14 protein-coding genes and 1 pseudogene are annotated in these 20211 nt (G+C 43.2%); 1 reads left to right on the top strand and 14 read right to left on the bottom strand.

The window, feature by feature from the left end:
- Positions 1 to 30: 30 nt before the first annotated feature.
- The 11 genes from pgi to sdhC form a co-directional block, all read right to left on the bottom strand.
- The gene (pgi, locus tag A1232T_RS01820) at positions 31 to 1710 is read right to left on the bottom strand and encodes a glucose-6-phosphate isomerase (RefSeq protein WP_077447782.1); all 1680 of its coding nucleotides are present in this window, start codon (positions 1708 to 1710) and stop codon (positions 31 to 33) included.
- 29 nt (positions 1711 to 1739) lie between these two features.
- Entirely contained in the window at positions 1740 to 2618 is an 879-nt protein-coding gene (locus A1232T_RS01815; RefSeq protein ID WP_077447772.1) for a UTP--glucose-1-phosphate uridylyltransferase, read from the bottom strand.
- Between the two features lie 217 nt (positions 2619 to 2835).
- The gene (sucD, locus tag A1232T_RS01810; protein WP_077447771.1) at positions 2836 to 3711 is read right to left on the bottom strand and encodes a succinate--CoA ligase subunit alpha; all 876 of its coding nucleotides are present in this window, start codon (positions 3709 to 3711) and stop codon (positions 2836 to 2838) included.
- 33 nt (positions 3712 to 3744) lie between these two features.
- Positions 3745 to 4914, bottom strand: a complete 1170-nt coding sequence (gene sucC, locus A1232T_RS01805; protein ID WP_077447770.1) for an ADP-forming succinate--CoA ligase subunit beta — start codon at positions 4912 to 4914, stop codon at positions 3745 to 3747.
- Between the two features lie 137 nt (positions 4915 to 5051).
- Entirely contained in the window at positions 5052 to 6509 is a 1458-nt protein-coding gene (lpdA, locus tag A1232T_RS01800) for a dihydrolipoyl dehydrogenase (protein WP_077447769.1), read from the bottom strand.
- Between the two features lie 220 nt (positions 6510 to 6729).
- Positions 6730 to 7959, bottom strand: a complete 1230-nt coding sequence (gene odhB, locus A1232T_RS01795) for a 2-oxoglutarate dehydrogenase complex dihydrolipoyllysine-residue succinyltransferase (protein ID WP_077447768.1) — start codon at positions 7957 to 7959, stop codon at positions 6730 to 6732.
- Positions 7960 to 8187: 228 nt separating this feature from the next.
- Positions 8188 to 11058: a 2-oxoglutarate dehydrogenase E1 component gene (locus A1232T_RS01790; protein ID WP_425272052.1), complete on the bottom strand. Its 2871-nt coding sequence runs from the start codon at positions 11056 to 11058 to the stop codon at positions 8188 to 8190.
- Positions 11059 to 11834: 776 nt separating this feature from the next.
- Positions 11835 to 12545, bottom strand: a complete 711-nt coding sequence (locus tag A1232T_RS01785; RefSeq protein WP_077447766.1) for a succinate dehydrogenase iron-sulfur subunit — start codon at positions 12543 to 12545, stop codon at positions 11835 to 11837.
- Between the two features lie 116 nt (positions 12546 to 12661).
- Positions 12662 to 14512 carry a succinate dehydrogenase flavoprotein subunit gene (sdhA, locus tag A1232T_RS01780; protein WP_077447765.1) on the bottom strand — a complete coding sequence of 617 codons (1851 nt, stop codon included), beginning with the start codon at positions 14510 to 14512 and terminating at the stop codon, positions 12662 to 12664.
- A gap of 165 nt (positions 14513 to 14677) precedes the next feature.
- Positions 14678 to 15031, bottom strand: a complete 354-nt coding sequence (gene sdhD / locus A1232T_RS01775) for a succinate dehydrogenase, hydrophobic membrane anchor protein (RefSeq protein WP_208606897.1) — start codon at positions 15029 to 15031, stop codon at positions 14678 to 14680.
- A 17-nt stretch (positions 15032 to 15048) separates the two neighbouring features.
- Positions 15049 to 15426 (bottom strand): succinate dehydrogenase, cytochrome b556 subunit, encoded by a 378-nt coding sequence (gene sdhC, locus A1232T_RS01770; RefSeq protein WP_077447763.1) that lies wholly within the window; start codon positions 15424 to 15426, stop codon positions 15049 to 15051.
- Between the two features lie 1575 nt (positions 15427 to 17001).
- Here sdhC and gltA point away from each other — a divergent pair.
- A complete protein-coding gene (gltA, locus tag A1232T_RS01765) occupies positions 17002 to 18282 on the top strand; it encodes a citrate synthase (protein ID WP_077447762.1) in 1281 nt (426 codons plus the stop codon).
- 131 nt (positions 18283 to 18413) lie between these two features.
- On the opposite strand, the gene A1232T_RS01760 is transcribed toward gltA, so the two are convergent.
- From A1232T_RS01760 to A1232T_RS13765, 3 genes and pseudogenes are all read right to left on the bottom strand, one after another.
- Positions 18414 to 19451, bottom strand: coding sequence for a hypothetical protein (locus A1232T_RS01760; protein ID WP_077447761.1), 1038 nt, complete (start codon positions 19449 to 19451; stop codon positions 18414 to 18416).
- The gene (locus A1232T_RS01755) at positions 19448 to 20026 is read right to left on the bottom strand and encodes a hypothetical protein (RefSeq protein ID WP_077447760.1); all 579 of its coding nucleotides are present in this window, start codon (positions 20024 to 20026) and stop codon (positions 19448 to 19450) included. Before A1232T_RS01755 ends, A1232T_RS01760 begins: the two co-directional genes overlap by 4 nt.
- 98 nt (positions 20027 to 20124) lie before the next feature.
- Positions 20125 to 20211: pseudogene (locus A1232T_RS13765) on the bottom strand (IS5/IS1182 family transposase); the annotation flags it as partial.

Here is a 20211-nt window from a genome sequence, read left to right as displayed (position 1 = left end):
TTATAACTTTATTATTGTTAATGCTCAGGCTTACTTTTCTTCAATTTGTTTATTAATATGCTGTAATAAAGCCTGAGTAGAGCTGTCAAAAGTGGCCTGTTCTTCTACAGCTGCACTTGACTCAGGTTTTACTAAATGAATATGAGCAAAGACTTCATCGGCCACTTTTTTACCCATCTCCACACCCCATTGATCAAATGGATTAATGTCCCAAAGACTGGCCATGACAAACACCTTATGTTCATACAAAGCAATTAAGGCACCAAAGCTGCTCGGGCTTAGCTCATCTAATAAAATAGTGGTCGATGGCTGATTGCCACGATAGCGTTTAAATTTGTCCAATTCTGATACTTCTTGCCCAGGTTTAGCAGCAAGCGCCTCGTTACCAAAAGCTAGGACGCGACTTTGCGCCAAGCAGTTGGCCAACGACAAAGCATGTTGACGCTTTAGTTCACTAGATTCAGACTCTTGATAATAATTGACGCAGGCAATGAAATCACAAGATACTTTTTGGGTGCCTTGATGCAGCAGTTGATAAAAAGCATGCTGCGCATTAGAGCCAATTTCTCCCCATAAAATTGGGCAGGTGGCATAAGTAACGGGCTGACCGTTATGGGTCACTGATTTACCATTACTCTCCATTTCAAGTTGGGTTAAGTAGCTTGGAAAGTATTTAAGACGACCATCATAAGGTAGCACGGTATGGGCATTAATGTCTAAAAAGGTGCTGTTCCAGACCCCAATCAATCCCAATAATACCGGTAAATTCTGATCAAATTCAGCATGTAAAAAATGCTGATCCATCGCATAGGCGCCTTGCAGCATTTCATTGAAGCGCTCAGTACCAATGCGAATAGCCACTGCTAAACCAATGGCCGACCACATTGAGAAACGGCCTCCAACCCAGTCCCAGAGCTTCAATTGGTGCTCTGGAGCAATTCCCCAAGCACTGACTCTCTCAGGATTAGCAGAAATACCAATAAAATGTCGGCGCAGTAAGGTGGCTTTACTGGCTCCTGTGCTCAGCAGCCACGCTCGAGCCGTCTCTGCGTTAGATAAGGTATCCACAGTACCAAAAGACTTAGAGGAGATGATAAATAAGGTCGTTTCTGGATTAAGGCGCTCCAACAAGCTGCCCAATTGGGTGCCATCCATATTAGACACAAAGTGGACCTCAATGTCACTGTCCGCCCACTCATCGAGCGCAGTATTGGCCATAACCGGTCCCAAATCTGAGCCACCTACCCCAATATTAACCACATCGGTAATGGCTTTGCCCGAATAACCGCGCCAGATACCATTGCGGATTCGGCTCACCAAGTCTGCTGCTTTCTCTAGGCTGTCATGGACCTCTGCTACCACATCCATACCTTGGTGGGATAGTTTGGCGGTCTTTGGCAAACGCAGTGCAGTGTGTAATGCTGCTCTATCCTCACTACTGTTTACCTTGTCGCCTTGATACAGGCTGTGGATTCTTTGCTGCAAGCCACAAGCTTCTGCCAACTGAATCAGTTGCTTCTTGACGGATTCATCTAACAGCTGCTTAGAGTAATCAAAATAAATGCCTGCGGCCTGGACGCTAAACTTTTGTGCTCTATCTTGCTGCTGATCAAATAGCTGCGTTAAAGACCAAGGCTTTTGTGCTAACTGTTGTAGCTGTTGCCACTCAGGCAATTGAGTGGGTAAAGAATTATTTCTGCTGGCGTTCATCATAGTAAAGGGACTCGATAGGGCTAAGGTTAGGCTTGTAACTGCTGCTCAGCAAAGTAGATAAAGGCCTTCATATAGCTGGTCATATCGCCTGCATCAAAGCTTTCGCCCAGCATAGTGGTGATATCTACCCCTTGAGTACTGATTAGCGCATCAATGGCATCGGTCAGCTGAATCTCACCGCCCACTGAAGGCTTTGTCTCGGCTAAATAATCAAAAATAGAAGCGGTAAAGACATAACGCCCCACCACGGCCAAGTTAGAAGGCGCATCCGCTAACTGTGGTTTTTCGACAAAGCCTGATACTGCAAAGTTGGCATTTTTATTATCAGATAATTGTTCCAGTTGATCGGCCTCTTTTAGCTTAGCAATACCATATTTATGCACGTCTTCGTCAGCCACAGCACTCACTAAGATTTGAGAATGGTTACTTTGCTCAAAGCTCTGAATCATATAGGCCAGGTTGTCTTTGTCCATATCGGTAGTGAATGGGTTAAGCACCACGTCAGGCAGCAATACCGCAAAAGGATTGTCGCCTACGATAGGACGCGCCTTTAATACCGCATGGCCTAGGCCTAAGGGCTTGCCCTGACGAATCATAGATACTGACACATCCTCTGGTAACCAGTTTAAGCTATCAGCAAGCTCCTCTTTACCCTTAGCCCGTAGCTGATTGTCTAGCTCAGCATTGACATCAAAGTAATTCTCGATGGCGCTTTTTTGCGCATGACCCACCAACACAATGTGCTTAATACCTGCAGCAATGGCCTCTTCAATAACGTAATGAATGGCCGGACGATTGCCTAGTGGTAACAGCTCTTTGGGCACAGACTTTGATAAAGGCAACATACGGGTACCGAAGCCGGCAACAGGGATAACAGCATGAGTAACTTGAGTGGTCATAAGCATCCAACTTTGATAAATTTAGAATTTATATTTGGTATAAGGTTCATCTCATATTGTAGCAAACTTTGACCCTTATTCAGTGAACAAGGGTCAATTATTACGATATCCACCCAAGCTAAAAAAAATAAAAGCTAAAAATAAAGCCAAAAAAAAGAGCATCCCGCAGGATGCCCTTTTTCATTCAAAGACAGGGGTTAATCTGTCTGAAAGACAAAGCAAATTACCAACCAGTAACTTCTTTAACTGTCTCACCGATCTTAGATGGGTCACGAGTATACGCGATGCCCGCTTCTTCGAATGCTTTGAATTTCTCTTCAGCAGTACCTTTACCACCAGAGATAATCGCACCAGCATGGCCCATACGCTTACCTTTAGGCGCAGTAACACCAGCGATGTAACCGATAACTGGCTTAGTTACATGATCTTTGATGTAAGCGGCTGCTTCTTCTTCAGCAGTACCACCGATTTCACCGATTAGTACGATAGCTTCAGTTTGTGGATCTTCTTCAAACATCTTCAAGCAATCGATTTGGTTCATACCTGGGATTGGGTCACCACCAATACCAATACAAGTTGACTGACCGAAGCCTAGTTTAGTGGTTTGAGCCACAGCTTCATAAGTCAAAGTACCTGAACGTGAGATGATGCCCACTTTACCTGGTAAGTGGATGTGGCCTGGCATAATACCGATCTTGCACTGACCTGGAGTGATTACGCCTGGGCAGTTTGGACCAACCATTTTCACATCGCCAGCTTGCTCGATGTAACGTTTTGCTTTTAGCATGTCTAAAGTTGGAACACCTTCAGTGATCACAACGATTAGCTTAACGCCTGCGTCTACCGCTTCGATGATTGAGTCTAGTACGAAAGGAGCTGGAACATAGATAACTGACGCATCAGCGTTAGTTGCTTCCATAGCTTCCGCCATAGTGTTGAATACTGGCAGACCTAGGTGAGTTTGACCACCTTTACCTGGGGTTACACCACCAACAACTTTAGTACCGTATTCGATAGCTTGTTCTGAATGGAAAGTACCGTTTTTACCAGTAAAACCTTGCACCAAAACTTTGGTGTCTTTATCAATTAATACACTCATTATTTACTCCTAATTATGGTCACTTATTTGGGATTATGCAGTTTTTACAGCATCAACAATTTTTTGCGCAGCGTCTGATAAGCCTTGAGCTGAAATGATTTCAACGTCAGATTCATCCAATAGCTTAGCACCTAACTCAGCATTGTTACCTTCTAAGCGAACCACTACAGGTACAGTTACATTCACTTCTTTAACCGCTGCAATAATTGCTTCAGCAATCATGTCACAACGTACGATACCACCGAAGATGTTGATTAGAACGCCTTGTACGCTGTCATCTTCTAAGATGATTTTGAACGCTTCTACAACGCGATCTTTAGTAGCACCACCACCAACGTCTAGGAAGTTAGCTGGCTTACCGCCGTATAGTTTGATGATGTCCATTGTTGCCATAGCAAGGCCGGCACCGTTAACCATACAACCGATGTTACCTTCTAGAGCAACATAGTTTAGGTCAAATTCAGCAGCTTTAAGCTCACGCTCGTTTTCTTGTGATGGGTCATGCAATTCAGCGATTTTTGGCTGACGGAATAAAGCGTTTGAATCCACACCGATTTTGCCATCAACACAAGCCAATTCGCCGTTTTCACGAACCGCTAGTGGGTTGATTTCAATCATATCGAAATCGTTTTCGATGAATGCTTTGTATGCGCCAGTCATTAGTTTAACGAACTGGTTGATTTGCTTGCCTTCAAGACCTAGTTTGAAGCCTACTTCACGAGCTTGGAAAGGCAATAAACCTACTAAAGGATCTACAGTGATGCTGAAGATTTTCTCTGGAGTTTCTTCTGCTACTTTCTCAATTTCCACACCACCTTCAGTTGAAGCCATGAAAGTTACACGACGAGTAGCGCGGTCAACTACCGCACCTAGGTATAGCTCAGTTTGTACTGGGTACATGTCTTCTGCAACTAGTACGAAGTTTACTGGCTGACCTTCAGCGTCTGTTTGATAAGTAACTAAGTTAGTACCAATTAGGCTATCAGCAATTTCTTTGGCTTCTTCACGAGTTTTAGCAAGCTTAACACCACCTGCTTTACCACGGCCACCAGCGTGAACCTGTGCTTTAATTACAGCAACGTCAGTTGGCGTTTTGTCAAAAGCTTCTGCAGCTTCGTCACCAGAGTATGCAATGATACCTTTCTGGATTGGTAAGCCGTAGCTCTCTAGCAATAGTTTTGCTTGATACTCATGTAAATTCATAAAGTTATCCTTTAGTTTTTTATTTAACAGGTAAAGCTGACACCAGATGCCTAAATCTTTCTAGTGTCAGCAACTTAATTAGTAACAGACTTTTATATCAATACTGATTAGCACTTCACTAAGTCTATAACTGTTTCTTATTTACGCTTTTTACGTTGGATTGCGTGGATAGCACGACCATCAGCTGAAAGAGCTGCTTCATGGACAGCTTCACTGATCGTTGGGTGAGCAAATGTCATTAACTGTAGGTCTTCAATGCTTGAAACGAATTCCATAGCAATCATACCTTGGTGAACGATATCGCCTGCGCCTGCACAGATAGCGTGCATACCTAATAAACGGTCAGTTTTGGCATCAGCAACTACTTTGATTGAACCTTGACCTTCGCTTTGTGCTAAAGCACGGCCGTTAGCAGCTAGGTTAAATGACCCGGTCTTAACGTCATAGCCTTGCTCTTTCGCCGCTTGCTCAGTTAAACCAACCCATGCGATTTCTGGGTGAGTATAGATAACGTTGATGATGGTGTCATAGTTAACTTGCGCTTTTTCACCATGGATACGCTCAACGGCCATCATGCCCTCTTCCATTGCTTTGTGAGCAAGCATTGGACCACGTACCAAGTCACCGATAGCGTATACGCCATCTAGGTTAGTCTTACACTGATCATCTACTTCAACCAAACCACGGTCAGTTAGAGTGATACCTGAATCTTCACCTAGAAGTTTTTCAGAGTAAGCACGGCGACCCACACAAACGATTAGCTTGTCAAAGGTCTCTTCAGAAGACTCGCCACCTTTTTCGCTGGTCACAACAACTTGGCCATCTTTAACTTCAGCGTTGGTTACTTTGGTATCAACGCGGATATCTAGACCTTGTTTCTTAAGCAGTTTGCCCGCTTCTTTAGAGATGTCTTTGTCAGCAGCTGCCAAGAACTCAGGTAGGGCTTCATATACCACTACTTCAGCACCTAGACGACGCCATACTGAACCTAGCTCAAGACCGATAACACCAGCACCAATTACGCCTAAACGCTTAGGAGTTTCAGTGAAATCTAGAGCGCCTGTTGAATCAACAATAATACCTTCTTCGTTATTAACTGGAGCAACAGGAATATCGATAGGCACAGAACCGGCTGCTAAGATAACGTTTTTAGCAGTGATAACGGTTTCTGACTCATCTTCTAAAGCAGTAAATTTAACTTTTTTCTCGTCGCCTTTACCATCAACTAAAGTACCCCAGCCTTGTAACCAGTCAACGCCGTTGCCTTTAAGAAGCATAGCAACACCGCCAGTTAACTGCTTAACGATACCTTCTTTGCGCTCGATCATTTTAGCAACGTCGATTTCAACGTCACCAGTCGTGATGCCATGCTCTTCTAGATCATGCTTAGTGGCTTCATAACGGTGTGATGAATCAAGTAACGCTTTTGATGGGATACAACCTACGTTTAAGCAAGTACCGCCCAATGCAGGCTCACCTTTATAAACGCGTTTTTCGATACAAGCAACGCTCATACCCAATTGACCGGCACGAATAGCGGCTTCATAACCACCTGGACCACCGCCAATAACGACTAAATCATAATTGTCTTTCATAGTATATTCCGTCTTTTAATCAAAGAATTTTACAAGCTCTTTTATTTATAGTTTGAATTATGAAATGACCTATTCATTCATTCTTATTGAGTTAATCAGCACTGGGTTTGCCACAAGGCTTACCTGTGTTTGAAAAAGTATGTGCTAAATAACTTAATAATCAATCAATCCATAACGAAAAAGCTTGTACCGGAATTATTCCGATACAAGCCCGTTGACCTTATAGGTCAAGTAATAGTCTTGCTGGATCTTCGATCAGCTCTTTGATAGTTACTAAGAACTGTACCGCGTCTTTACCATCAATCATACGGTGGTCATAAGACAGTGCTAGGTACATCATTGGTAAGATTTCAACTTGACCATTAACTGCCATAGGACGATCGTTGATAGCGTGCATACCTAAGATAGCAGTTTGTGGTGGGTTCAAGATAGGAGTAGACATTAATGAACCAAATACACCACCGTTAGTAATAGTGAAAGTACCACCAGTCATTTCTTGTAGTGATAACTTACCATCACGAGCTTTACCAGCGAATTCACGGATACCCGCTTCAACATCAGCCATGCTCATACGGTCTGTGTCACGTAGTACAGGTACTACTAGACCACGGTCTGAAGATACTGCAACACCTACGTCATAGTAACCGTGATATACGATGTCATCACCATCGATTGAAGCGTTAACTGCTGGGAAGCGTTTTAGAGCTTCAGTAGCTGCTTTAACGAACAGTGACATAAAGCCTAGACGTGTGCCATGGCGTTTTTCGAACTGATCTTTGTACTTCGCACGAAGATCCATTAGTGGCTTCATGTTAACTTCGTTGAACGTGGTTAACATAGCAGTTTCTTGAGTAGCCGCTAATAGACGGTTAGCAACAGTCTTACGTAGACGTGTCATTGGAACACGCTTCTCTGTACGCTCGCCTACTGATTCAGCTACAGGACGGCCGCTGTCAGATTTGATAGAGCTGTCTGCTTTAAGCGTTGGGTTAGCCATGTCTTGCTTTGTAACACGACCACCACGGCCTGAACCTTCAACATTCTTAGGATCTACACCAGACTCTTTAGCTGCTTTACGAACCGCTGGGCTTTGGTCTTTGTGATCTGCTTCATCAGCTGCGCTTGCTGCAGGCTTAGCTTCTGCTTTCTCTTCAGTTTTTTCTTCTGCTTTGCTTTCTTCAGCAGCATCATCACCACCACCAGTTGTGCCAGTAGCACCAGCTTCAAACTCAGCGATTAGCTCGTCAGAAAGTACGATGTCATCTACTTGCTTAACAATTTTAGTAACCACACCATCATCTGGAGCCACTACTTCTAAAACCACTTTATCGGTTTCGATTTCAGCTAAGATGTCATCACGGTTTACTTGTTCGCCTTCGCTTACGTGCCATTCAACGATAGTACCGTCAGCTACTGACTCTGGGAATACGGGCGCTTTAATTTCTGCCATGGGAACTGCTCCTGTTATAAATATGAAATGATTAATGACTTATTTTATTTCACACAACAAACAACCTCAGGGTTAACTTTACAGTCTTTAGCTATGAATTAGGGTTGTCTATTGTTAAAAGTTGGTTAAGTGTTTAAAAGCCAATTAGGATAAGAAAACTCAATAAAATCAGTTTGGACAAATACTGAAAGTCTAAGCGACTGATATGCCGCTTAGACCAGTTATGCCTTATTTCAGTTGATCTACATCGACACCTAGACCACCAGCAACCAATTCTCTTTGCTGACGAACGTGGATGGCAGGTAGACCTGTTGCAGGTGCTGCAGAAGCAGGACGGGCAACTGGATCAACGATGTGTGCTTTAGTAACACGTGGCTGATCGCCTTGTGGGCCAAAGATACGGAACATGTGCGGTGCTAGATAGTACCAAGCGCCTTGGTTTAATGGCTCTTCTTGACACCATACAATCTCTTCAAGGTTGGCATATTTCTGCACTTCTTCTACCATTCTTTCTTCTGGCAGTGGGTATAACTGCTCAATACGAACGATGGCCACATGATCTAGATCTAGTTCACGACGCTGCTCAAGCAGATCGTAGTAAACCTTACCACCACACATTACTAGACGAGTTACTTTGTCGTTATCTAGCTTGTCGATCTCTGGTAGTACGGTTTCAAATTTACCGTTGGCCAGCTCTTCTAGCTCTGATGTCGCAAGCTTATGACGTAGCAAGCTCTTCGGAGACATGACTACTAATGGCTTACGAATTGGGCGTACTGCCTGACGACGTAACGAGTGGAAGATCTGTGCAGGTGTGGTCGGTGTAATCACTTGCATGTTGTCTTCAGCACATAGCTGTAAGAAACGCTCTAAACGGGCTGATGAGTGTTCAGGACCTTGACCTTCAAAGCCGTGTGGTAACAGCATAGTTAGACCACACACACGCTGCCACTTAGTTTCACCACTTGAGATGAATTGGTCGATAACTACTTGAGCACCGTTTACGAAGTCACCAAACTGAGCTTCCCAAATGATTAATGCATTAGGAACAGTGGTTGCGTAACCGTATTCAAATGCCAATACTGCTTCTTCTGACAACAATGAGTTGTAAGTGGCGAAACGAGCTTGGGTATCGTTCAAGTGTGCTAATGGCACATACATCTCGCCATCTTCAACGTTAAAGATTTCTGAGTGACGATGTGAGAATGTACCACGGCCCACGTCTTCACCAGTAATACGAACTAGAACGCCTTCATCTACTAGTGAGGCATAAGCTAATGTTTCAGCCGCACCCCAGTTTAGAGGCTCTTCACCGGTTTGCATCGCTAAGCGCTGCTCAACCATTCTTTGAACCTGACGCTGAAGCTTAAAGCCTTCTGGCATTTCAGCCATACGACGGCCGTATTCTTTTAGCTTCTCGATGTCCACACTGGTATCCCAGTCATCTTCTAGGTCGTGACCTAGGTATGGGCTCCAGTCTACATATAGAGTTTCGTTTGGCTGTTGTACTAATGAGTTGGCTACATATTCGCCTTTGTCTAGTGCTTCGCGGTATTCATCTTCAAGCTTTTTGTCATCGCCTTCAGAGATTACGCCTTCAGACAGTAGTCTTTGAGCATACTGAGTGCGAGTGGTTGGTAGCTTTTTAATGATGGCATACATTAAAGGCTGAGTTGCTGATGGCTCGTCCGCTTCGTTGTGACCGTTACGACGGTAGCAGAATAAGTCAATTACGATGTCTTTGTGGAACTCATGACGATAATCTAGCGCCATTTGTGCCGCAAAAACAACCGCTTCAGGATCGTCGCCGTTAACGTGAATGATTGGCGCATGAACCATCTTGGCGATATCAGTACAGTATTCAGTAGAACGCGCATCTTCTTGACGGCTAGTCGTAAAGCCCACTTGGTTGTTAATAACCATGTGAACGGTACCGCCTGTGGTGTAAGCACGAGTCTGTGACATCTGGAAGGTTTCTTGAACCACACCCTGTGCAGCTATGGCAGCATCACCATGTACTACTAGTGGTAATACTAAGTTACCATCGGTATCGTTACGGCGAACTTGACGCGCACGTACTGAGCCTTCAAGTACAGGAGAAACAATCTCAAGATGCGATGGGTTAAACGCTAGGGCTAAGTGAGCCTCGCCACCTGGGGTCATCACGTTTGATGAATAACCATTGTGGTATTTCACGTCACCAGAACCTTTTTCAGGCATAACTTTACCATCGAACTCATCAAATAAGTCCGCTGGGTTTTTACCTAAAATGTTCACTAATAAGTTTAGACGACCACGGTGAGCCATACCGATAACCATTTCTTTGGTACCGTAGCCACCTGCACGCTGAATGATTTCGTGTACAGCTGGAATGAAGCTCTCACCACCTTCAAGACCAAAACGCTTAACACCGGTATATTTACGCGCTAAGTATTTTTCTAGACCTTCAGCAGCGGTTAGACGCTCAAGAATCTCTTTTTTCTTTTCAGCATCAAATTTGATGTGACCTAGGTTAGTTTCCATGTAGTTTTCGAACCAACGCTTCTCAGTGCTGGTCGTTACATGCATGTACTCAAGGCCAATGTGACCACAGTAGATACGCTCAGCGGCTTCGATGATTTCACGAAGGGTCGCTTCTGGCTTACCAATGTTAAAGTCACTGGTTGGGAAAACTGTGTCTAAGTCTGCTTCAGACAGACCATGATATTCTAAAGTTAAGTCTTCTACTGGAGCACGCGGCGTTAGCTGTAATGGGTCTAGCTGAGCACGGCGGTGACCACGACGACGGTAGGCAGAAATTAATTTCTGTACGCCCATCTGACGAGGGTCCATGCAGTTAGCATCTGACGTACCACCGCCAGCCTGTACCACCACGCCTTTATTGGCGGTTTGGTTACGGGCTAACAGCAAAAACTGATCCTGAATGGCGTGATGCAAGGCATCATTCTCACTCTGGTAGTTTTTGAAGTAAGCTTGCCAATCAGCATCTACGCTGTCTGGGTCTTGTAGATATAACTCGTATAGCGACTCGATATAAGTTGCGTTGTCGCCTGCAAGTTCTGTCGCACCTGCTGCTTTTAAAGCATCTTCATTAGTCATAGTATTCATAGTCTTTTCTTATTTACATTAAGGTTTAATTAAAATAAAACGCATTTAGATCAAGCTATTTTTGTAGGTAACTTATTTTATCAATTAAAGTCATTAATCTTGTTAAAGTCTGTAGCCAGTTTGATTAATCAATAATTCGTGGCATTCAAAGTTTAGTAGCACAAAAGGTTTATAGGCTGATGTCGATAGCCCATAAATAAGAGTTGAGCCCTAGACTGGTGCCGTAGCTACTTCAAGACTTCAATAAGCAATCTGCTTAACGGTTTAATCTTATTCGCTAACCTTACTTAGAGCTGTGCCCTGCCTATTAAAGAATATGGGGGCGATTTAATTCATTACCAGTTTTCAGCTCTTCCCCCTATGAAGCGTGTTCACTGGAAGGGATTAAAATCACTCAGCTTCGGTAAAAAACAGACTTACCCTCAATCAAAATAGAATCCTAGTCCCCTCAAAACCCGCTTACTATCATGGCTTTTGCTCATCTCAGGATGAGGCATATTCTACCTCGAAATGAGCTAAGAATACAGTTGCACACTGAGAGTAAGGGTAACATGTAACCAAAAAGCTCTGGTTTTGTTTGTTTAATAGTAGGTATTTAGAAACTAAATGTTCATCATTTGTGCACTGCTAATTTTAACAAAAAAAGACCCCTATCAACAAATAGAGGTCTGTGGTATTCACGTAAAGTATTGCTAATCGATAGTGATACCTTTTTTTAAATTAATATTATCAGAGTCTAAATTAACTAAACCAACTTATTGTAAGGATTAGCCCGCTTGTTCTAGTAACAAGTTACGTAGGTGGCCAATCGCACGTGTTGGGTTCAAGCCTTTAGGACAAACCGCCACACAGTTCATGATACCACGGCAACGGAATAGGCTGAATGGGTCGTCCATACGCGCTAAACGTGCTTGAGTGTCTGTATCACGGTTATCTGCTACGAAACGGTAAGCGTTAAGTAGTGCAGATGGACCTAAGAACTTGTCTGGGTTCCACCAGAATGATGGGCAGCTGGTTGAACAGCAAGCACATAAAATACACTCATACAGGCCGTTTAGCTTCTCACGGTCTTCAGGAGACTGTAGACGCTCTGTTGGCGGCGCTGGTTGATCGTTAATTAAGAAAGGATGTACTTTCTCATACTGCTCATAGAATTGGTTCATGTCCACAACCAAATCACGTACCACAGGTAGTCCTGGTAGAGGACGTACTGTGATTTTCTCTGGTAGGGTGTTCATATTAACCAAACATGCTAAGCCGTTTTTACCATTGATGTTAACGCCATCAGAACCACAAATACCTTCACGGCATGAACGGCGGAAAGTGATGGTCTCATCTTGTTTTTTCAAACGTAGTAAAACGTCAAGCAACATACGGTCAGAGTCTAAAAGCTCAACCGTATATGTTTGCATGTAAGGGGCTGCGTCCTTATCCGGATCGTAGCGGTATATCTCAATGGTGCGAGTACCTCGGCTCATAGTGCTAACTCCACACGGCGTAAAGCTGCTTTACAATCTCCCAACTTGGGTCAGGTGCCACAGCTTTACTAATTCAAAAAATTAAATTCAAATAGGTTACGTCAATCAAGCTTAGCTTAGTAAACGCGTACTTTCGGCTCAACGTAATCAACACTTAGTGGTACTTTACGAACAGGCTTATAAATAATCTTATTGCCTTCAGAGTACCATAACGTATGCTTCATCCATTCGTTGTCGTTACGACCATTTGGTGCGATTGGATCATCTTCTGGACGCTCATAATCAAGTACGGTATGCGCACCACGACACTCATGACGCTTAGAAGCTGAAAGCATAGTTGCTTTAGCTACTTCGTAAAGGTTAGCCACTTCTAAAGCTTCGATACGAGCTGTGTTGAATACTTGCGACTTATCAGCAAGGTGAATGTTGTTCACTTTCTCTTCAAGAGCAAGAAGTTTTTCAACACCCTCATCCATCAAGGCTTGAGTACGGAATACACTGGCGTGCTTCTGCATAGTTGCACGGATTTCATCCGCCACGTCTTGAGCATTGTAGCCTTCAGTAGACTCTTGCAGCTTGTTCAAGCGGCTCATAGTGAAGTCTAATACGCGTGGGTTCATTGGATGATAGTTGTGATCAGAGCTGCTGAAATTATCAATGATATGCTTACCTGCAGCACGGCCGAATACGACCAAGTCAAGTAGTGAGTTAGTACCTAAACGGTTGGCACCGTGAACACTCACACAAGCACACTCACCAATGGCGTATAAACCTTTAACCAGTTTACCTTCAGTGTATAGACCTTCTTCGTCTACTGGACCTTCCAAGTTTGGAACAATAACCTGACCGTTAATAGTGGTTGGGATACCGCCCATCATGTAGTGAATAGTTGGAATAACTGGGATTGGCTCTTTAGTAATATCGACGTTGGCAAAGTTTTTACCAATTTCAAATACTGAAGGAAGACGCTTCATAATGGTGTCCACACCTAAGTGAGTCATGTCCATTACGATATGGTCAGCATTTGGACCACAGCCGCGGCCTTCTTTAATTTCTTGGTCCATTGAACGTGATACTAGGTCACGAGGTGCCAAGTCTTTAACGGTTGGGGCATAACGCTCCATGAAGGCTTCGCCATCTTTGTTACGTAAGATAGCACCTTCACCACGGCACCCTTCCGTTAGAAGTACACCGGCACCGAATACGCCCGTTGGGTGGAACTGCCAGAATTCCATATCTTGTAATGGAATACCTGCACGTACTGCCATACCTAGGCCGTCACCCGTGTTGATGTAAGCGTTGGTTGACGCTGCGAAGATACGACCCGCACCACCAGTCGCCAGTACTGTGTTGGTTGCTTGGAATACAGCTACTGTACCTGTTTCTTGTTCAATCGCTATAACACCGTTGATGTCGCCTTTTTCATCTTTGATTAGATCAAGAGCGATCCACTCAATGAAGAATTCAGTACCCGCTTCTAAGTTCTTTTGGTAAAGAGTATGTAGTAGCGCGTGGCCAGTACGGTCAGCTGCAGCACAAGCACGTTGTACCGCTTTTTCACCGTAGTTTGAAGTGTGACCACCGAATGGGCGCTGATAGATAGTACCGTCTGGGTTTCTATCAAAAGGCATACCCATGTGCTCAAGCTCATACACTACTTTTGGTGCTTCACGGCACATAAATTCGATAGCGTCTTGGTCACCTAACCAGTCTGACCCTTTTACGGTGTCATAGAAGTGGAAGTGCCAGTTATCTTCACTCATGTTACCTAGGCTTGCCCCAATACCACCTTGCGCCGCAACAGTGTGCGAACGGGTTGGGAATACTTTGGTAATGACAGCTACTTTCATGCCGCCTTCTGCTAATTGCAGAGCTGCACGCATACCTGAGCCGCCACCGCCAACGATAACAGAGTCGTAATTTAGGGTTTTAATATTGCTAATTGTATTGTCTTGTCTAGTTGCCATTACGTTTTCCTAATGAATACGTTAGTCGTCATATTAGCTGGCGATGGGTGCTATAAGGTAACTTCAGTTAAAATTCAGTTACGATATAGCCTCACATTACCAGACAGGCTCGCTTTAATCTAAATTGGTTTGGTTCATTGATTAACTAAAGAATACTTTAGTTAATTACATGATACCGCGGCCCCAAAAAATCATGACGCCCCAGAATAGGTATACCAAAATTGCGATAATCATAGCAGCCTGTAGCACGATGCGTAAGCCAGTAGATTTGATATAGTCGGTGAATACCGTCCACATACCTACCCAAGCGTGTACTGCTAAGGCAACGATTGCCAATAAGCTTAATAAACGCATTGGCATGCTCATGATGAACATAACCCATTGTTCATAGCCAACACTGCCATTGAACAAGAAGAAAGCCACCATTACTACGGCGTATACTGCTAATACTACAGCGCTAATACGCTGCATAATCCAATCGCGCGAACCTGAGCCAGTTAGGCCTGTCGCACTTTTAATTCCAGAATCATTTCTCATTAGAACATCACCCATATAAATGACAGCACTATCAATATAGCGGCAATAACAAAGCTCACAATTGACGCTGTTCTACCAGACTGAAGGTCTTCATTGAAGCCCATGTCGGCAAATAAATGTTTGATACCCATAACAAAATGGTAAGCAGTCGCGGCAACAAAGATCCACACAATAAAGCGTAGCACCATGTTGTCAAAAACAGCGGCGAAATGGTGAGGAGAATATAAAGAAGTTTGCAAAAGCCACAGCATCACTGGAATTAAGATGAAAAGAATAATTCCTGAGATACGATGTAAAATCGAAGCTCTGGCCGTCGGTGAACTGTTAACGCTTATCACTTGGCTAAGTGGCAGATTAATCGGTCGGTTGCTTTTCACAGCGGGCGTCCTTTTGCGGTTGACACTCGTGGTTGCGTTTTTAAAGCTCAGCGATTTATAGAGTAATGGAATAACAAGGCAGACCAACTTTACAAGCAGTCAAATCTTAATTCATTACCACAGTTCGAAGGCCTAAAACGGACACGAGACGGATAAGTTAAGGAGTTGCTAACTGGCTAAATTCATACCTAGCCGTACTGTAAAGCTACAGCACTCTAAATATATTTCTTAAATATAAATAAAATAAATAAGTATAAAAATGACTTAGAGCATATAGATTCGATGCTAAAGCTTGCGCCTTTAAAGTAAGGCGTTGGCGACCAACACTTAGTTAACTTATTGTTTTTGCAAGAAAATGTACTCGAAAATTTATAATTAATACTGTTGTAAACAATACTAAATGGGACTTGTCCCGGATACCAATTATAAATCCACGTCTATTTTTTGCACTCACAATCAATTAAATAAATGGTAAGCCAGCATCTATAACGCAGTAATTATAGAGTTTGTTGCTATCAATTACAAATAAAATACCAAATTAGCTTTTATATTCACTTTATTTATAAGTACTACCCTAAATTAAGCTTGTTACTGGGCTTTGTCAATCTTCGATAACTCTTTGAGCTTCTCTACTCGCCTTTAGAGTTATACCAAAAACTTGTTTATTGATAGATATCTAGCTTTAGTTTTGCTCCAAACCGATACCCCAATTGCGTTATAGGTTGCTTCAGTGAAGAGATTGATAACCTGTGAATCCAATCTACGTTTTTAATTTAAATAACGGTTATTTATTTTAACAATATAGTAACAGGCCCTAATCTCATTACCGTCAACTTGGCTGTATTACAATAACTCTTACTAAAGCGTAACCAAATATTACCAAGTTGACTCTAGATTGAGCTTATAGCTGACCTTCTATAAGCTACTTAACTTCTAAAGCTCCGCTATTCTACTTTAAGGCTTAGCTTTATAGTGCAGCTATTAGCACTGCTTTAGTCTTCCTTAAAAAAGTGATGGATTAACAGCGTCTTAAAAAGCATTAATTTGGGGGTCATAGATTGACTAAAGGGGGGATTTTGCGTTATAAATGTTTTTTCAATTCTACATATTTACTGATAGTATATAATCGGTATGTGCCAACACCTTTCCCATATTTGGTCTAACACTGCTAATATGACTTTTTGGTTTTAACCTTAAAGGAGTGATATAAGCTAGCAATCATGACCTTTTTCAGTCATCCTTGCCAGGGAAATAGGCATACGTAATGGACCCAAAGTTAACTAAGCTGACTCTCAGCTACGTGGCAGCTATTGGGCTGTTATACCGAACAAAAACAAATTAAAAAATATTTTTTAATGGTTTTTTAGGCTAATTAAATTATTTAAGGCAGACGCCTTTTTAGGCTTGTGCTTTGAATAAAGTAACTAGCAAATGTGTATTTAGTGTCATACCCCGATAGCCTGCTTAATTTAGCAAGCAATTAGGTTGGTTTAGATAAAACCTAACTGTTTTCTATATTATCGTGGATGTTATCGACCCAAACTTACTGTTTATTCCAATAATTAAGAGGATTTTATGGCTAACGAAACTGCATATCTAAAGGTAGATGGACAGGAATACGAATTACCAATCATCAAGGGCACTCTTGGTCCGTCAGTAGTTGACGTTTCAGCTTTCCAAACTGCAGGCTACTGGACTTACGATCCAGGCTTTAAAGTAACGGCTCCTGTTGAGTCAGAAATCACTTACATCGATGGTGACAAAGGTGAATTGTTGCACCGTGGCTACCCAATCGATCAATTAGCTGAAAACGCTGAATATCTAGAAGTTTGCTACGCTCTACTACATGGCGATTTACCAAACGCTGAACAAAAAGAAGACTTCTACAAAAAAGTAAGAGAACATACTGGGGTTCATGACCAGTTACGTAAATTCTTCGAAGGTTTCCGTCGTGATGCGCACCCAATGGCCATCATGGTAGGTGTTGTGGGCGCTCTATCTGCGTTCTACCATGACAACCTAGACGTTACTGATGAAAAACAGCGTGAAATCACTGCTATTCGCCTAATCTCAAAAATGCCAACCATCGCGGCAATGAGCTACAAGTACACCAAGGGCGAACCATTCATGTACCCACGTAACGACTTCAGTTACGCAGAAAACTTCTTATACATGATGTTTGCTACACCAGCTGATAAAGATTATAAAGTAGATCCAGTTCTAGTTAGAGCTATGGACAAGATCTTCACTCTACACGCTGACCACGAGCAAAACGCTTCTACTTCTACTGTCCGTTTAACCGCTTCTACGGGTGCAAACCCATACGCTTGTATCGCTGCTGGTATCGTAGCTCTATGGGGCCCATCACACGGTGGTGCTAACGAAGCTGTACTACAGATGCTAGATGAAATCGGTACTGTTGAGAACGTTGACGAGTTCATGGAAAAAGTAAAACGCAAAGAAGTGAAGCTAATGGGCTTCGGTCACCGCGTTTACAAAAACTTCGACCCACGTGCTAAAGTTATGAAAGAAACTTGTGACGAAGTTTTAGGTGCTTTAGGTATCAACGATCCTAAGCTTGAGCTGGCTATGAAGCTTGAGAAAATCGCTCTAGAAGACGAGTACTTCGTAAAACGTAACCTATATCCAAACGTTGACTTCTACTCAGGTATCATCCTAAAAGCGATCGGCATCCCAACTTCAATGTTCACTGTTATCTTCGCTCTAGCGCGTACTTCTGGTTGGATCAGCCACTTGTTAGAAATGCACTCAGCACCATTCAAGATTGGTCGTCCACGTCAGTTATACACTGGTGAAGCTAAGCGTGACTTCGTAAAAGTTGAAGACCGCAAATAAGAAGCCTTATAGCTTATAAGCTACTTGTAAGACTAAAAAAAGCGTCCGATATATATCGGACGCTTTTTTAATGGCTATAACAATAACAATGTTTGCAACTTAGCCATTTAAACCCAGCTGTTTAAAATGGGTTATTTAAACTTTTTTAACCTTTCTTCATAGCTTTTGATTTGCTCATCATAAGCGGCAATCTTCTCATTGAACTCTTTTGCTAGGGCATCAAATTCAGCGGATTGTGATTGCTTTAGGGCTTCCAGCTCAGCGCTTTGTTGGCGCTCTATCTGCTCCCACGTTTGATATTGTTTTAACAGTCGGGCTAAAGAGGGACTCTTGAGGACCAGTCGCTGTGCCAGCTCAGCATTATTAAACACGGCCGGCGTTAACATAGCTACGCTCAATAAGGTATCAATGGCTTGAGCCGGTAGCGGTGTCTCATCATCAAAGTACAACGCCTGCATCGCCACATTGTAGCGCTCTTGAATCTCTACTGCGGTCAGCTCCTCTGGTGGCACCATGGCTAGGTTGATCAGCGGCAGCTCTTGTAGTGTCAATTGCCCCATCTCCACATCCGACACGCCCTGCTCTCCTTCTTTGGCTTGAGTAGTGTCTGTTGCCTCGCCAGCTTGCTGATTGACTGCGGTAGAAGCTGAAGTTTCCGGATCAGTTTCTTCTACCTCCACTGTCGCATCAATTAATTCAGAACCCACTGTATTTTGGTTGTGGGTGCTTTTAGCTGATTCTGTATTTTCAGTATTTCTTTTTTGATCAATTAACTTTTGTCCGACTGTCTTTTTCTCTGGAACTGCATTTGTCGAATTATCAGCAGCTTCCGCAGCTTCAAATAAAGCCTTATTGTCCTCTGGGCTGTCTGCCGCTTGTAGGGCTTCATATTCGGCCAGCTGACTTTGCTGCAGATTAAGCTTACGCTTCACGTACTCTTCTTCAAAACGGGCTATCTGAGCTTTGGCCGACTCGCTCATCACCACACTTGGTGTACTTTCTTGCGAGGTTTGGGTCGTACTGCCCGTAGTAACCTCTTCAGAGGTAGGCTGACACCCTGCCAAACCTATGGTTGCCCCTAAGGCTATCACCAGCAAGCTTTTACGACCGTTCATTGCCGTTATGCCAGATTGGGGAGCAAAGGGGGCCTTGGATTTGTGGTTCATCATGCTTGATATTCCTTATTATTACTGTCCTTGCTTTTATAATTTGGATGTTGCTGCAAAAAAGGGATACAGGCCTGCCAGGCTCCGCAATCCTTGCCCTGTTCGCGGCGCACAAAGTAATCTTGCACCATACGTGCCTGCTGCTCAATACCATAAGTGAAAAAAGGCTTACCTTCTTGCAAGATATAGTCATAGCGGCGATTCATCATTGCCCCACGCACCACTTTTAGACCTTGTTGCAGCTGCCAGACATGAGTGAGCTCATGAATCAACCAACTTTTTTTACCTAGCGACTGCTTACTAAAGTCCTCTACCCAATCTTTGGGATTAAAGTAAATATTACCATTGGGACTGACCGCATAATTTTTTAGCACCCACCAGGCTGTCTTTAGACGTACCTGACTGACATCAAAGTCTGGTCCAAACACCGAATGTGCCATCTTTATTTCCACCTCGGTTAACGGGCGGCTTTTTTGTTGTGTTGTTGGTACAGCTAAGCCTTTGGCCGATAAGCGGCCTATAGGCTTTGGGATCTTTTTTAGCTGTTGTTTTAGCTTCTTTTTTAGTTGGGATCGCATGGTTTTGACTCTGGCATTTGACTCTAGCAATAGGCTATTGAATAAAAAAATACTAAATTAGGGAGCGCCAATTATAGATAATAAACTAGGGCGTGTCCTCAATTTAACTTACAGTGAATAATAGTACAAGCTAGGTAAAGCATAGATTTAAAATTGCGTGCTAGCTTTTCATAGCGTGTTGCTAT

The sequence above is a fragment of the Psychrobacter pasteurii genome (genome assembly GCF_900162815.1).
In the GTDB taxonomy this organism is placed as follows: Bacteria; Pseudomonadota; Gammaproteobacteria; order Pseudomonadales; family Moraxellaceae; genus Psychrobacter; species Psychrobacter pasteurii.
Note: the sequence above shows the minus strand (reverse complement) of the source record. Positions and strands in the feature narration are given on the sequence as shown.